The organism is Nibribacter koreensis (assembly GCF_039541795.1).
Taxonomy (GTDB): Bacteria; Bacteroidota; Bacteroidia; order Cytophagales; family Hymenobacteraceae; genus Nibribacter; species Nibribacter koreensis.
On the sequence record NZ_BAABGX010000002.1, the window covers coordinates 1,845,724 to 1,859,425 of the forward strand.

The following is a 13,702-nucleotide window of genomic DNA, read 5'->3' on the forward strand; positions in this document are numbered from 1 at the left end:
AAAAGATTCAAGACAGACTAGTTGAGTAGGGAATTCGTTGTTTTTGGCCTGTTTTCTGAGAAATAGGCCAAAAACGACTTAGAGCTCAAACCAAGCTTTGATTGGTTTGTCTGTTTTTAAGCGGTTCTTATGTTTGTCTCTATATTCTATGCTTACAACCGGCGCTAACCTATGCTGCCGATTCAGCTATATAATGTTGCATCCCTTGCCATTGTTGGTGTTATCACCAACAATCTAAGGACAGGTCTCAAGGCGTTATGAAACATGATATAGGGGGCACCTTTATGTGGATATTCTACATGGCGCTGGCTTTCTCAGGTATTCCAAATACAAAATGCGTGCGGATACAAGCGGACGCCTGCGCCATGGCATTTGTATTTGAATAGTGTTTAAAGCACATTCGCATACCTTATGGCCGGGCTGAGCTAGGCCGCCTAAGTAACCAAAGTTTCCGCAACTCTCGTTTTTGGCCTGATTTTCAGAAAACAGGCCAAAAACGATTTTCTAACGCTTATGCACATAGCGCTGTTTCATCAGTACCATCATAACCCAGACTGCCCGGCCACGTGCCGGCACTACACGTTCATGGCAGAGTTGGTGAAGCGGCATAAGGTGACCTTGATTACGTCAAATGCCTGGGAAAGCAAGCGCTTGACGCATTTGCATCCTTGGGTGCCTAAGGGCGTGGAGCTGGTGTCGGTGCCCGTGCCTTACCACAATAGAATGGGCAAGGTGCAGCGCCTGCAGGCCTTCGGGAGTTTTGCCATGCATGCGTTAGTGAAAGGCCTTAGAATGCCTAAGCCAGATGTCATCTGGGGCGTGTCTACCCCCTTGACCACCGCCTGGGCCGCCAGCAAAGTAGCCAGTCTTAGAAAGGTGCCCTGGGTGTTTGAAGTGCAGGATTTATGGCCTTCCTTCCCCATAGAGATGGGCGCGGTGCCATCCAGGTTCCTGCAAAAACAGTTGTACCAGCTAGAAAAGAACCTGTACCGCTCCGCTGACCACATCATACCACTGTCTAAGGGCATGGAAGAATATGTGCAGCAGCAGGGCATACCGCAGGAGAAGGTGACTACCCTAGTCAATGGAACCGAAGTGTCTTTGGGACGGGTCCCGGAAAATGACCAGGAACGCCTGCGCAAAGAACTGGGGCTAGAAGGCAAACAGGTAGTTCTGTACGCGGGTACGTATGGTCGGGCCAATGACATGCCCTTGCTGATAGAAGCCGCCCGCCGGTTGCAGCACAGATCAGATATTGCGTTTGTCTTTACCGGGCAAGGCTTTGATGAGCCGCTGCTGCAAAACGCCAGCCGTGCGTTGCCTAATATGCTTTTGCTTCCGCCGCTGCCCAGGCACCAGGTGTTTACCTTGTTTGCGCTGGCAGACGTGTCAGTGGTTTCCTTTATAGACTTGCCGGTGCTAAACGCTAATTCGCCGGGCAAGTTGTTTGACAGCCTGGCGGCAGGCACCCCGGTTATTATTACCAATCCCGGCTGGACGAAGGAGTTGGTAGAAGCCCACCTTTGTGGGTGGTATGTACCTGCCCACGACAGCGCACAGTTGGCATCTACTTTAGAAACCAGGTTGGGTGCCCATGACACCTTGCAGCAAATGGGTCAAAATGCCAGACAAGTAGCGGTGACTCAATTTGATAGGCGGCACATGGTGCCTATTTTAGAATCTATCTTTGAGCGCGTGGTTTCTGCCCGTAAAAAGTAGTCGCTCAAATTCTAATGAAAATTGTCTAGTTTAGGGTATAGAACTAATCCTAGCGCTTGATTCTCCCAGCCCGTACCTGTATGATGCTTGCTAAAAGGCTTGGCTTCGGCCTCTGGTTTTACATGGTGAGTTGTCTATTCTCATATGGCGCGCAGGCTTCTCAGTCAGTTCCCAACCCGCAGGTACAAAAACTCATCACATCCGCTGAAGAAGACCGGTTAGTGTTCCAGTTTGTGCCCGCTTACCTTAAATACAACCAAGCCTTAACTACGTCAGGAGTACTGGATTCGGCCCAATGGGTGACTATTCAGCATGGTATGGCCGCCTGCCTTATCAGGCTTAATGCTCCAGAGTCGGCCCAGAAACTCTTGTCTGCCAGCCATAAGGTGATTGCAAGGAGGTTTGGCAAAAAGAGCGGCCAGATGCTGGAGTGGTATGACTTGATGGGGGAGCTGTATTACAAGCGGTTGGTCATAGATCCGGCCCTGGCCTACTGGAAAAAAGCGAACCGGCTGGCATTGGACTTGTACGGGCCAAACCACATACACACGGCCAGAACCTATAGGCAGTTGGGCAGGTTTTTTATTGGCGAGGCAGACGTTGCGGTAGACTATGCCCTTACGGCCGTAAAGATTCTTAGGCGGCAGCCCAGGTATCTGCAATACAAAGAGGCCGTGCTCTATTACAACGTGCTGGGGTACGCCATCCATGAAGAGCAGTATGACCCACAAGGCTACACCCAGGAAGGAAGACGCTTTGCCAGTAATTTGCACGCCGCGCTTGCCTATTATGACAGCGCCCTGCTAGCCGATAAAAGCAGCCGGGGCAGTCAAAAAGCCACCAGTGCCATGGTGTACCACAACATGGGCAACTCTTACAACAACCTGTACGGGTTTAGGCAGGACTTGGCACCAATCCTGCAGAAGAACGCAGACCAATACTTTACATCGGCTAATCAATATTATGACAAAGCCATTGGACTGTTTGAGCAAACCAAGGTACATCCGGGCAGTGTTACGCTCACCTTGGTTACCAAAGCCATTCTGTTGCAATTGAAAGACGATTGGGAAACTAGTTTGCTCCTGTATACCCAGGGCCTGCAACGGCTCATGCCCCATGAGAAAATCACTGATCCTCTGCACTTACCTCCTTTTCCGGCTGGCGTACCGCAGCGTGAGTATCTGTTGCTGTTGACGGGCAAGATCAAGTCTCTGCTAAAACTATATGAAGCCAAGAAAGACGTAGCGTATCTACAGGCGTATCACCAGCATGTGGTGCAGTATATTTCGTTTCTGGAGGCCGCCAAGCGGGAGGCAACCTCTCTGGCGGGCAGTAAAGACAGGATTGATTATGAAGGCGCCTCTGAAGGCTACGGCTGGGGCATTAATGCTAGTTACCTCCTCTACCAGACCACGCGGCAGGAGCACTACAAACAACAGGCCCTGGACATTGCCAATCGGTTTAAGAGCTATAGTCTGTTGCACAATGAAGTAAACCACCAGGCTGGCAACCGTGAAAAGCCAACGCCCGAAAGCCTAGCCCAACAACAACTTGAAAAACGGTGGAAACGGCTAGAAGAAAGAAAATCCCTGCTTTTGCTGTACCCTGCGTTGCAACAGACCCAGTACTTTAAAAACGTACCGGTAGAATGGCAACAGGTCAGAGACCAACTTCAGGCACTGGAAAAAGCCAGTAACAGGCGGGCGCTTGTTCCGTCGGTGCAGACGTTGCCTACCATACAGCAGTTGCAGAAAGAACTGGCACCCGACGAGGCCTTGCTGGAGATGGTACATTTTGATCAGGGCATTACGCCCCAGCGCAACAAGTTGTTTGCCTTTGTCATCAGCAAAGAAGACATCACCTTCTTAAAACTGGAAGACATGGACACCACGCTGTTAACCAAGATCCCGGCCCTGCACCAAGCTTTGGCGCAGCGCGAAGATGCCGCCTATAGAACCAACGCCTATCATGTCTACCAAGAGGTGGCCAAGCCGCTAATGCGCCATATGCCGGCCCACGTCAAGAAGCTTATTTTCTTGCCAGACAGTGAGTATTGGCGCATACCGTTTGGCGCGCTTCTGACCAAGCCCGCCCAGCATGCCAACTTTAAGACATACCCGTACCTGTTACAAAAATACCATGTAAGCTATGCGCATTCATCGGCGTACTGGTATGTTCTGCGCCAAGGCAATGGAAATAGAGGCATGAACCAAGAATCCAGGGTGTTGGCCATGGCTCCCTTTGCCTTGCCCGCTAAGTTTTCTCAAGACGCCAGCCTGCAGCTGCCGTTTACAGCCTCCTTGCTTCAATACTTGAAAGGGAAGTTGCCAGGCACGTATCTGGTAGATGAGAAAGCCACTGAAGCCTACTTTAAGCAAAATGCCAGCCGCTACTCCATCCTGCACCTGGCCACCCACGCAGAAGCCAATACAGAAGAACCCGGTCTGTCAAAGTTTAGACTAGCTACCGGCGGAGGAGAAGACGGGGAGTTGCACCTTGAGGAATTGCTTGAGTTGAACCTGCGCCCGGCTTTGGCCATTTTAAGTGCCTGTGAAACCGCGATTGGCGTGTCTACCCACCGCAACCGCGCCGAGGTGCAGAGCCTGAGCTGGAGCTTTAAGTTTATAGGCGCTCAAAGTACGGTGGCCACCCTCTGGAAAGTAGACGACCGTAGTACCGCCGCGGTGCTCCAGGACTTTTATGCCGGTATTATGGCGGGTGAGGATAAATCTGTGGCCTTGTCCATGGCCAAGCGCCGCTACCTTGCCCAAGCCCGTACCTCTGAGGAGGCGCATCCTTTCTACTGGGCGGGTCTGGTGCTCAATGGGCAGGAGCAGGGGTTTGAGACGTCTGTCTCGCTGGCCTTTTGGCTGAAGCTGTCTGTCCTGGCCTATTTTTTAGTGTTACTGGGGTATGGGGTGCAGAGAGTCTATCTACAATGCACCAGACGCTAAAATCTGCTGGGCTTCTTTTTGGAAGGCGTGTCTTGGGTTCTTGGCAATTTCTTTAAATACCTGCTTCGCTTCTGACCCCTTTTTTACCTGCCACAACGCGTATGCTTTGTAATAACTTGCCTTTTCTGCATAGCTACTGGTTTCTAAAGAAGCATCACTGAAGTGGGCAAGAGCCGCAGTGGGTTGGTTTAGTTTTAGAGAAAATAAGCCTTTAAAGAAAGCAGTAGTATCTGTGCCCGCGTGCGCTGGGAGTTCTTGCAAGGCCACCGCGTACTTGCCCACTCTATACGCGTTCATGGCTGGGCTCCAGGCTTGCGTAGATCCCATCAAGACCGGTAAACCTGGCTCCTCTACGTAGTTCTGGGCTGTGAAAGCAGGAGTCTGCATGGTTCTGTATAAAAAGAGCGTGCCAGACAAAACCAAGAGCAAGGCAATACTGGCGGCTATCTTCCAGATAGAATTTCTTGGTTGTGCCACTGGTGGCATCTGAGCGTCCCAGGATTGGAGCTTTTGCTTGAGGTCCTGGCGTTTGGCTTCCTTTATGCCTTCTACCCAGCTCAGGTACTCTTGGTACAAAAGCATGAGGGCAGGGTCTTGGGCCAGTTCCTGCTCAAAGGCAAGCCTGTCCTGGGCTGGCATCTGTTCTCTGCGGTATGCCTCAAAGGTGATGTAGTGGGCCTCTTCGTCTATCAATGTCTGCAAAGGCGCTTAACACACAACGCCTAGATGTTTAAAAGTTCTACTTTCTCTTTTAAGATAACGGACAACTTGCGCAGGCATTGCAGTTTTTTCACTTTGGCCACGTTGTCATTCTTATACCCCATCTCACGGGCAATAGAAGCCATGTCATAGTCATGGAAGTAATAGAGCTCCAGTACTTTTCTGCTGTCTGGCGGTAAAAGGGCAATGGCCTGGTGCACCAGCGTTTTCTGGTGGTCCTGGGTCTCTGCTTCTTCTAGCGTGTTGTCATATTCCTTAATGTCAGAAACATCAACAAAGTTAGCGGCAGACGCTTTATTTCTTAAAAAATTATGGATGTGGTTTTTTGCGATGGCAAAAAGGTAGGTCTTTAGCTCACAAGAAAGGTGGGTGAGTTTGCCAGAGGCGGCATTTTCATAAAAGGCAAGCATGGTCACCTGGAAAATATCCTTGGCCTCATCCTGCTCTAACTGGTACTGCCGGCACGCCCAGTGCACAAAATCATCACGGTGCTGTTGGTACAGGTCCCGCAAACAGGTTTCGTCACCAGACCTAAGCCTGCTCAGAATCTTCTCTTCCCCTCTTATCACTGCCTTTATATTAAATATGGTATAGCATGCCTTACCTGCATTTCTAGCGTCTAATCATGCTTTTTGGGGGAGAAAGGCAGGTAATTAGAAAAAGAAAAGGAGGTCTTGTTTTGTGACTGCTAGTTTACAAAATATAAAATTGGTGCTTGCTACGTATAAAAAGCGATTTGACGGGTATTAATACTGATTTTTTAAAGATGTTCAAAAATGGGTAAATACTATGAACCGCTGGGCTTTAGTTGTTTGGCCTTCACCACCTATATGTAAAGCTTTCTTGCTACTATGTGGTTTGCCGGGAGTTTTGATTTTTGCCTCTTTTGCGCAAAACAAGCCAAAAACGCCATGCAGTTACCCTAGCTTATTCTGTGGATCATCTGGTTTGTTGGGCCAGTTCTTCTGGTAGTAGGCGCAAAAGTGCGTAAGCGGACAGCGCTCACACTGCGGCGTTCTAGCCAGACAGATGTAGCGGCCGTGCAGAATCAACCAATGGTGGGCCTTGGGCACCAAGTCCTCAGGTATGTACTGGAGCAGTTCTCTTTCTACCTCTAAAGGTGTTTTGGCAGTAGCACTTACCAAGCCCATGCGTTTAGAAACCCTAAACACGTGGGTGTCTACGGCCATGGCCGGCATGTTAAAGATCACGGATGAGATGACATTGGCCGTTTTTCTGCCTACGCCCGGCAGTTGCTGCAGCTCTTCTATGGTGCTGGGCACCTCGCTGTTAAAGCGTTCTACCAGCATTTTGCCCAATCCTGCCAGGTGCTTGGCCTTGTTGTTGGGGTAGGAGATGCTTTTGATGAACGGAAAAATGTCCTCTGAGCTGGCAGTGGCCAACACTTCGGCAGACGGGTAGGCCTCAAAGAGGGCGGGCGTCACTAGGTTCACGCGCTTGTCTGTGCACTGGGCACTCAACACCACGGCAATGAGCAGCTCATAGGGCGTACGGTAAGCCAGCTCGGTCTCAGGCTCTGGAAAATGCTCTGTGAAATAAGAGATAAGGTGACGGTACCGTTCTGGCTTGCGCATGGCTAGAGAAATATCTTGTGCACAAATTTACGTAAATGAGTGGTGATATACCCTTAGTTACGTGGCTAGTTAAGCTTCTTTTAACTGTTGTGATGACGTGAAGAAACGCCTACATTTATGACAGGAGGTTGATTATATGAGATTTAAATATTGCTATCTGTGGTTCTTTCTTCTTGCAGGAAGCTGTTGTACGGCATGTGAGCCCAAGGAGAAGTATTATAGTTTTTCAGAAAAGGAATTAGACTTTGTGAGCTATGAAGAGAAAGAAACCTTCAAGTTAATAGACTCTACCAAGGCAATCCATCAAATGAGCCAGAGCTTATATGACAGGTACTTTTTTGAATGGATAGGTTTCTTTGGGAGTTCTAATGAGTTTCAGGAAGTCTACCAGGTTTCATACGGTTCTGATGGCCCAAGCCCTATCGATCTTTCTGTTAATTTGGAAAGTTATATAGGAGAAGGCCATTCAGCCTACGACTTAAGGATACAGATAAATGAATTTGAAGTGTATGCTAGCCCAAATAAGTTGACTCCCTCTGTAGTACCCCTAGAGATAATGGGCCGACCTTATAACCGCGTATACTCCTTAAAAGCATATAGCTTAAAAGTCCCTAATGTGATACAAGACTCGGCTATCGTTCTCTGGAACCGGGAGTATGGGCTTATCCAGCTCCAATTCTCCAACGGAAAGACCATCACCAGAAAAGACTAAAAACAGCGAGGCCCTGTCTATTTTGCTAGACAGGGCCTCGCTGTTAAAATGGTGTACAATTAGGGATGCAAACTCAGGTTTTTGGAGTACTGCAGGATGGCGTTGGTGACCCGGTCACTTGGCTGGGCGTAGGCTTCTTGTAGGCGTGCGTGGGCCAGAAGCAAATCTGCACAGTCTTCGGCCAAGTCCTGGTCTGCCATGAAGGCGTCCTCCAGTAAAAGGCGCTGCCGCGGGGGCAATTCGTTGTAAAGATACTGTACTAGATCATTTTGAGTAAAGGTTTTGATCATAGGCTGTTTTATCAAGGGACATTTTTTTACGCAAGTTGATTAAAGCGTATCTCATTCTGCCCAATGCCGTGTTAATGCTAACTCCGGTAGCCTCTGCAATCTCCTGGAAACTCATGTCAGCGTAGTGGCGCATGATGAGCACCTCTTTCTGGGCCGGCGGCAAGAGCTGGATAAGCTCTCTTAGGCGGGCATGGGTTTCCTCTTTGATGCGAACCGTCTCTACAGACTCCTCAGAGAAGCTCAAGGTGTTAAACACGTTGCTGCCGTCTTCCAAGGTGATCATAGGGCTTCGCTTCTCCTTCCGGAAATAGTCAATGGCCATGTTATGGGCGATACGGCAGATCCAGGATGAAAATTTGCCTTCCTCATTGTAACGACCACTCTTCATGGTGTTGATGGCCTTCACAAACGTTTCCTGCAAGAGGTCTTCTGCCGTGTAGGTGTCTTTTACAATAAGTAGAATGGTGGTGAAAACCTTGCTTTTATGACGGTTCACCAATTCCTCAAACGCACTCTCGTTACCACCGATATACGACGTTACTAACGCCGAATCGTTGAGCTGTACTGTATTCATCTAAATCTACATGTAAGGTAACGTAGAGGTTTAAGCCATATTGTGAGGTTAGCGTGAATTGATGGGAATAACTTATATATCAAATATAAACAGTCTGCTATGATAAAGCAACGGGTCCTTTTCTTTTTTCAAAAAAAAATCTGTTTTCCGGCTAATTCCTCAAAAATAGCCGGAAAACAGAAGTAAGATGGTAATTCTTCCTGAAGGTTTAAAACTTTCCGCCAAAATCTCTTTAGATAAGAGGAGGTGGGCGGTGTAAGTTATTGCAAGACAGGGGTTAGGATTTTATTTCTGGGTGCCCAGTCTTTGCAGGTCTCTCTCTACGGTGGCAATGCGGGCGTTCATGCCTTTTATCTGGGCGGCGGTCTTCTCCTTCTCAGAGGCGGCTAGTCTGGCCTCCAGCAGTTTGGTGCGCTGCTCCAACAAGTCTACCAGTTGCTGGGTAAGCTCTACCTGGCGTTGCAGACCAACGGAGGTGGTAGTGACTTTGCCAGACTCTTTAATGGAGGAGATCTGGCCGTTGATGACCACAATCTTGGTTTCTGTGTCACCGGCCACCTGGCGCTCCTGCTCCTGTATGGTACTGTAGGTAAACAAGTCATCTGCCACCAGCACAATCTTGCCCTGCGGGTTTATAGCCTGTTTCAATGACAAGGTAGACGTGCGGCCGTTAGACAGGCGTACTTTCCCTTCTGGCGAGATGGACGTGCCGTTAGGATATTGGACGGTAGCGTCTATGGGCTCCAGATTGCCTTGGTTATGGCGCACCAGCCTGTTCTGGTTCCAGAAGATGGTGTTGTCTTTGAGCGTAGAGCGCGTTACCAAACTGTCTGTGCCAGAGGTGGTTGTTTGGGCCATGGCGCCATTAGAGAACCCAGAAAAAGCCAGGACAGCTAGCAGAGAAAGCGTGAAAAGTGTTTTCATGTAAGATGAAATTAAGCTGTAGGTACAGGCATATTTTTCCTGCATTTTGGTTAAAAAGTTTGGACAATTCACAAGATATTTTAATTAATCTCCTATTTATAGGATAAAGTTAAAAAAAATATTAAAAAGTTTATATATTGCATCGAATCTAAGCGCTAAATAGGGCGTATATATTGAATACTATGGAATACAACGTTTACATGAGCCCTGACTTAAAAGACGAGGTGAAGAGGGACCTCAAACTACAAGAGAAAGCCAATGGGGAGATCAAGGATACTCTGGCCATTGAGCGGACCTCTTTCGCCAATGAGCGCACCTTCTTAGCCTACATGCGCACCGCGCTATCGCTCATTGTGGCGGGGTTTTCCCTGCACCAGTTCTTCAAGTCAGACATCTCCATGTGGCTGGCCTGCATCCTCATTCCGGCGGGGGTGTACATTGGCTACAAAGGCTACCTCAAGTTTGTGAAGAAGCGCGCCATGATTAAACGCAAGCGCGCCGCGTACGTTCCGGCCAAGCAGATGCTGGCCCTTTTAAAGGCAGAGAAAGCCCAAGCCAAGGCCGAAGAAAGAAACCAAAGAATTTAGAAGACATATTGCTCTCGTAAACGTATTCCAGATAGTAGGAAATGGTGCGGTGTTGTGGAGATTGTGATGTTGAAAAGACAAGCCGCCCATTTCTCTTTTTTTTGATTGCCCCGTGAAAAGTAGCTTCAGGCACTTTCTTCCCAAATGACCAAACAGATATATTCACAGAAAGCGGAGGCCCCAACAGGCCTCCGCTTTTTGCTTTATGCCATTTTGATGCAGGTGCCGTTTTTGGCCTGTATTCTGAAAATTAACCCAAAAACGCCAATCCAACACAGTCTCAAATCCTTCCATGGCGCAAGCGTCCGCTTTTGTCCGCACGCATAGATAATGTATAAGAGAGACGCCCTCGCAACCGGGATTGTTTCTTACTGAGACCTACGACGAGGCACTTCCGTTTTTAGGCTGATTTCTGAAAAACAGGCCGAAAACTAAAGAACTCTGGAAAAGCATCGACTTTCCTATCTCTATGAATTAAAAAGTCCCAAAGCCTTGTAAACAGAAACGCCTGACTTAAGCATTACGCTACATCAGGCGCCTCCATGAAAATTAAGCTGATAATGGTGAGCAGTAAACAGTTAATAACACTAGCTCAGTGTATTCTTAATAGGGTAGTCGTTGCGTGGTGTTCCATTAGCAATTAACAATCAACAACCAGCAATCAAATCAAATCAAATCAAGGCTTGACCAGCGGCGTGGCCCAGAGACCCATCTTCATCTGGAAGATGTTGGCAATGCTGGCGGCTTTCTGCTTGGCCTGGTCGGCCATGTCACCAGAGAACAGCTCGTCTATGGTTTGGGTGAACAAGTGAATCCAGCGGGTAAAATGCTTACGCTCCACGGGCAGACCCATGTGCTTAGGAAACGGCTGACCCTTGTACGCCATAGACCCGAACAAGACCGTGCTCCAGAATTTGTACATGGTAGGCAAGTGGTGGTCCCAGTCTACCTGCGCGAAGTCATTGAACACCGGTCCTAGCAAGTCATCCTGGTTGACGTGGTCATAGAAGGTGTCCACCAAAAGTTTGATGTCTTCTTCTGAGGTGATGTCTGGTTTGCTGGGCGCGGTCATGGTCTTCAAATGTCTGTTCTGCCTGTAAAACAATGCAAGGTTACAGATTGGTGCCCCGCCGTCCAATGACATTCATCACTCTTGGTCGTTTTTGGCTTCTTTTCTGGAAAACAGGTCAAAAACGGGGCAGGGAAGGTTAAACTATTGGCCGGTTCAGTAGAAATACCTATTTTCAAAGCTTATTCCACTGCAAACAACAAACAATGTCTCAAGCAACCGGCAAACACCCTAAGGGGCTTTACTACCTTTTCCTGGCAGAAATGTGGGAACGCTTCGGCTATTACCTCATGATTGGTATCTTCTTCCTGTACATGACAGACGCCCAGAGCGGCGGTATGGGACTACCCAAAGACCAGGCCTCAGACATCTATGGAACCTTCATTGCACTAGTATTCTTAACGCCTTTCATTGGCGGGTTGCTGGCAGACAGATTGCTGGGCTACCGCTTGTCCATCACCCTGGGCGGCTTGCTCATGGGCTTGGGCTACTGCGGGCTGGGCATTCCCGGCGATTCTTTCTTCTACCTGTCCCTTGCCTTTATCATCATTGGAAACGGTTTCTTCAAGGCCAATATCTCCACCTTGCTGGGGAATTTGTACACCGAGGAAAAATACCTTCCGCAGAAGGATGCGGGTTACAACATCTTCTACATGGGCATTAACGTGGGGGCGTTCATCTGCAACTTTGTGGCGGCTTACCTACGCAATACCTATGGCTGGGGCTGGGCCTTTGTGGCGGCTGGTATTGGTATGTTCATTGGCTTGATCATCTTCTGGGTGGGCAACAAAACGCACCAGCACGCAGACATTAGAAAGCCAGCGCAACCGCATGACATGTCCCTGCTCAAGATTGTGGGTACGGTTATCTTCCCGGCGGCCATTGTGGGTATCTTGAGCTGGGTATTAATTCCGGGCAGTGTGTTTGGGTCAGACTCAACGGATGCGTTCATCTTCGGGTCTATTCCTATTGTATTGTTTTATGTGAGCCTTTGGGCAAGAGCCTCTAAGGAAGACAAGCGTCCTATTGCGGCTTTGCTGTCCATCTTTGCGGTGGTGATTGTGTTCTGGGCCGTCTTTAAGCAGAACGGTACGGCGCTCACCATCTGGGCCGAGCATTACACCGATAGAAGCATGCCGGCGCCATTAGAGAAGCCAGCCGCTTCTTTGGGCATGGTGCAAAGCATTGACGCTTCTACCAAAACAGTTCCAGACTTTGACAACGCCTTCAGGACCCGCACTGACGCAGATGGGAAAGTAGTCACAAAAGAAGGACTGGACCCTTACGTGAACAACCTGCCTAGAGAAGAGTGGCCTACGGAAGAGCGTTCTTTGTCATTGATTTCTACTGAGCTTTTCCAGTCCATCAATCCGTTCTTTGTGGTGATATTGACGCCCATAGTGGTGTCTTTCTGGGGTTTTATGCGAAGAAAAGGAAAGGAGCCGAGCACGCCCGCCAAGATGGCTTGGGGTCTTTTTATTACTGGTTTGTCTACGCTGGTGATGGTGGGTGCCGTTTGGGCTGGTGACAACGGTCAGGACAAGGTGTCCAGCATGTGGCTGGTAGGAACCTATTTTGTAGTGACCATTGGCGAACTCTGCCTGAGTCCTATGGGCTTGTCTCTGGTTTCTAAAGTGAGCCCGCCGCGTCTGACGGCCTTGTTGATGGGCGGTTGGTTTATGGCCACGTCTATTGGTAACAAACTGTCTGGGATTCTGGCCAGCCTCTGGGACACCTATGATGACAAGCAGTATTTCTTCTGGGTGAACTTTGCCGTGACTGTAGCCGCCGCGGCGGTGTTGGTGCTCATGCTCAAGTGGCTGAGAGAAATCATGGAAAACCCGTCTGGCAACAAAGCTTAACCAAGAAATCCGTTTTTGGGTTGTTTTGATGAAAACAGCCCAAAACGGATTCTTAAACACTTATAAAAAAGAAGAGGCGCTCTAACCAATAGAGCGCCTCTTCTTTTTTATGGAAAATCTGGTAGGAAGTTATTTGACTACTTCTACCAGCTGGCATCTTTTCAGCCATTGCAGGGCATCCACCTCAGAGGTGAAGCCTTCAAACTCTACAGCCTGGCCGTACCATTCTTTCTGGCGGAGTTCGTCTGCATGCGCCATGGTCACTTCATCTTCGGCGTGGCCAGGGGTAAGCAGGTACGCCACGTAAATCAGGCGGTCTATTTGGTTGTGCAGGGTGGGGTAGAAGACCTGTTTCACCCATTTCATGTCTTTCTCTGACAAAGGGCCCCTGCTCCTGATGTCAAACAGCCAATAGCGGGCATTGGTCTCCTGGGCCAGGTCCAGCACCTGGGTATAGACTTCGCGCGGTTTTAACGCATACACAGGCTGGGGCCAGCGCAGAAACAGCACGTCCATGTCTGGTCGATGGGCTAAGGCAATAGCGTCTAAAAATGCTGGAGACATAAGCTTTTGGTAAAACGGAAACAAATCTACTAACAAAACCCACAACCTCTTCTTTTACCTATTTAAAAAATATTGAGCAGTGGTATATAGCCAACATCTATATTAAATAATAGTTCAGTGTATGGGCAGTAT

Annotated in this window: 13 protein-coding genes; 5 read left to right on the forward strand and 8 right to left on the reverse strand. The window is 48.9% G+C overall.

Features of this window, described 5'->3' with window-relative positions:
• Positions 1 to 513 precede the first annotated feature (513 nt).
• Positions 514 to 1,719, forward strand: a complete 1,206-nt coding sequence (locus ABD880_RS15270; protein WP_345167920.1) for a glycosyltransferase family 4 protein — start codon at positions 514 to 516, stop codon at positions 1,717 to 1,719.
• A gap of 80 nt (positions 1,720 to 1,799) precedes the next feature.
• Positions 1,800 to 4,673 carry a CHAT domain-containing protein gene (locus ABD880_RS15275; protein WP_345167922.1) on the forward strand — a complete coding sequence of 958 codons (2,874 nt, stop codon included), beginning with the start codon at positions 1,800 to 1,802 and terminating at the stop codon, positions 4,671 to 4,673.
• Here ABD880_RS15275 and ABD880_RS15280 read toward each other — a convergent pair.
• From ABD880_RS15280 to nth, 3 genes are all read right to left on the reverse strand, one after another.
• Entirely contained in the window at positions 4,653 to 5,375 is a 723-nt protein-coding gene (locus ABD880_RS15280) for a tetratricopeptide repeat protein (protein ID WP_345167925.1), read from the reverse strand. The two genes, ABD880_RS15275 and ABD880_RS15280, sit on opposite strands and share 21 nt — an antisense overlap.
• Before the next feature lie 20 nt (positions 5,376 to 5,395).
• Positions 5,396 to 5,962, reverse strand: coding sequence for an RNA polymerase sigma factor (locus tag ABD880_RS15285; RefSeq protein WP_345167928.1), 567 nt, complete (start codon positions 5,960 to 5,962; stop codon positions 5,396 to 5,398).
• Between the two features lie 348 nt (positions 5,963 to 6,310).
• Positions 6,311 to 6,988 (reverse strand): endonuclease III, encoded by a 678-nt coding sequence (nth, locus tag ABD880_RS15290; protein WP_345167931.1) that lies wholly within the window; start codon positions 6,986 to 6,988, stop codon positions 6,311 to 6,313.
• A gap of 136 nt (positions 6,989 to 7,124) precedes the next feature.
• Between nth and ABD880_RS15295 the strand changes: the two genes are divergently transcribed.
• Complete coding sequence (locus ABD880_RS15295) at positions 7,125 to 7,700, forward strand: hypothetical protein (protein WP_345167933.1); 576 nt, start codon at positions 7,125 to 7,127, stop codon at positions 7,698 to 7,700.
• Positions 7,701 to 7,759: 59 nt separating this feature from the next.
• Here the strand turns inward: ABD880_RS15295 and ABD880_RS15300 are convergent, their stop codons facing one another.
• The 3 genes from ABD880_RS15300 to ABD880_RS15310 all read right to left on the reverse strand — a co-directional run bounded on the left by ABD880_RS15300 (position 7,760) and on the right by ABD880_RS15310 (position 9,488).
• Positions 7,760 to 7,990, reverse strand: a complete 231-nt coding sequence (locus ABD880_RS15300) for a hypothetical protein (protein WP_345167936.1) — start codon at positions 7,988 to 7,990, stop codon at positions 7,760 to 7,762.
• The gene (locus tag ABD880_RS15305; RefSeq protein WP_345167939.1) at positions 7,965 to 8,564 is read right to left on the reverse strand and encodes an RNA polymerase sigma factor; all 600 of its coding nucleotides are present in this window, start codon (positions 8,562 to 8,564) and stop codon (positions 7,965 to 7,967) included. The genes ABD880_RS15300 and ABD880_RS15305 overlap by 26 nt, the downstream gene beginning before the upstream one ends.
• 285 nt (positions 8,565 to 8,849) lie before the next feature.
• Positions 8,850 to 9,488: a hypothetical protein gene (locus tag ABD880_RS15310; RefSeq protein WP_345167942.1), complete on the reverse strand. Its 639-nt coding sequence runs from the start codon at positions 9,486 to 9,488 to the stop codon at positions 8,850 to 8,852.
• A gap of 182 nt (positions 9,489 to 9,670) precedes the next feature.
• Between ABD880_RS15310 and ABD880_RS15315 the strand changes: the two genes are divergently transcribed.
• Positions 9,671 to 10,075 (forward strand): YidH family protein, encoded by a 405-nt coding sequence (locus ABD880_RS15315; protein WP_345167944.1) that lies wholly within the window; start codon positions 9,671 to 9,673, stop codon positions 10,073 to 10,075.
• Positions 10,076 to 10,751: 676 nt separating this feature from the next.
• On the opposite strand, the gene ABD880_RS15320 is transcribed toward ABD880_RS15315, so the two are convergent.
• Positions 10,752 to 11,147 (reverse strand): group III truncated hemoglobin, encoded by a 396-nt coding sequence (locus tag ABD880_RS15320; RefSeq protein WP_345168078.1) that lies wholly within the window; start codon positions 11,145 to 11,147, stop codon positions 10,752 to 10,754.
• Positions 11,148 to 11,350: 203 nt separating this feature from the next.
• Here ABD880_RS15320 and ABD880_RS15325 point away from each other — a divergent pair, with 203 nt between their 5' ends.
• Entirely contained in the window at positions 11,351 to 13,006 is a 1,656-nt protein-coding gene (locus ABD880_RS15325) for a peptide MFS transporter (protein WP_345167947.1), read from the forward strand.
• Between the two features lie 129 nt (positions 13,007 to 13,135).
• Here ABD880_RS15325 and ABD880_RS15330 read toward each other — a convergent pair whose 3' ends face one another.
• Positions 13,136 to 13,570, reverse strand: a complete 435-nt coding sequence (locus tag ABD880_RS15330; protein WP_345167949.1) for a hypothetical protein — start codon at positions 13,568 to 13,570, stop codon at positions 13,136 to 13,138.
• Between the last annotated feature and the right edge of the window lie 132 nt (positions 13,571 to 13,702).

Excerpts from the sequence above, each read along its gene's own strand:
- ABD880_RS15270 (WP_345167920.1), top strand. The coding sequence starts at position 514 with ATGCACATAGCGCTGTTTCATCAGTACCATCATAACCCAGACTGCCCG.
- ABD880_RS15310 (WP_345167942.1), bottom strand. The coding sequence starts at position 9,488 with ATGAAAACACTTTTCACGCTTTCTCTGCTAGCTGTCCTGGCTTTTTCT.
- ABD880_RS15325 (WP_345167947.1), top strand. The coding sequence starts at position 11,351 with ATGTCTCAAGCAACCGGCAAACACCCTAAGGGGCTTTACTACCTTTTC.
- ABD880_RS15320 (WP_345168078.1), bottom strand. The coding sequence starts at position 11,147 with ATGACCGCGCCCAGCAAACCAGACATCACCTCAGAAGAAGACATCAAA.
- nth (WP_345167931.1), bottom strand. The coding sequence starts at position 6,988 with ATGCGCAAGCCAGAACGGTACCGTCACCTTATCTCTTATTTCACAGAG.
- ABD880_RS15315 (WP_345167944.1), top strand. The coding sequence starts at position 9,671 with ATGGAATACAACGTTTACATGAGCCCTGACTTAAAAGACGAGGTGAAG.
- ABD880_RS15300 (WP_345167936.1), bottom strand. The coding sequence starts at position 7,990 with ATGATCAAAACCTTTACTCAAAATGATCTAGTACAGTATCTTTACAAC.
- ABD880_RS15295 (WP_345167933.1), top strand. The coding sequence starts at position 7,125 with ATGAGATTTAAATATTGCTATCTGTGGTTCTTTCTTCTTGCAGGAAGC.
- ABD880_RS15275 (WP_345167922.1), top strand. The coding sequence starts at position 1,800 with ATGATGCTTGCTAAAAGGCTTGGCTTCGGCCTCTGGTTTTACATGGTG.
- ABD880_RS15305 (WP_345167939.1), bottom strand. The coding sequence starts at position 8,564 with ATGAATACAGTACAGCTCAACGATTCGGCGTTAGTAACGTCGTATATC.
- ABD880_RS15330 (WP_345167949.1), bottom strand. The coding sequence starts at position 13,570 with ATGTCTCCAGCATTTTTAGACGCTATTGCCTTAGCCCATCGACCAGAC.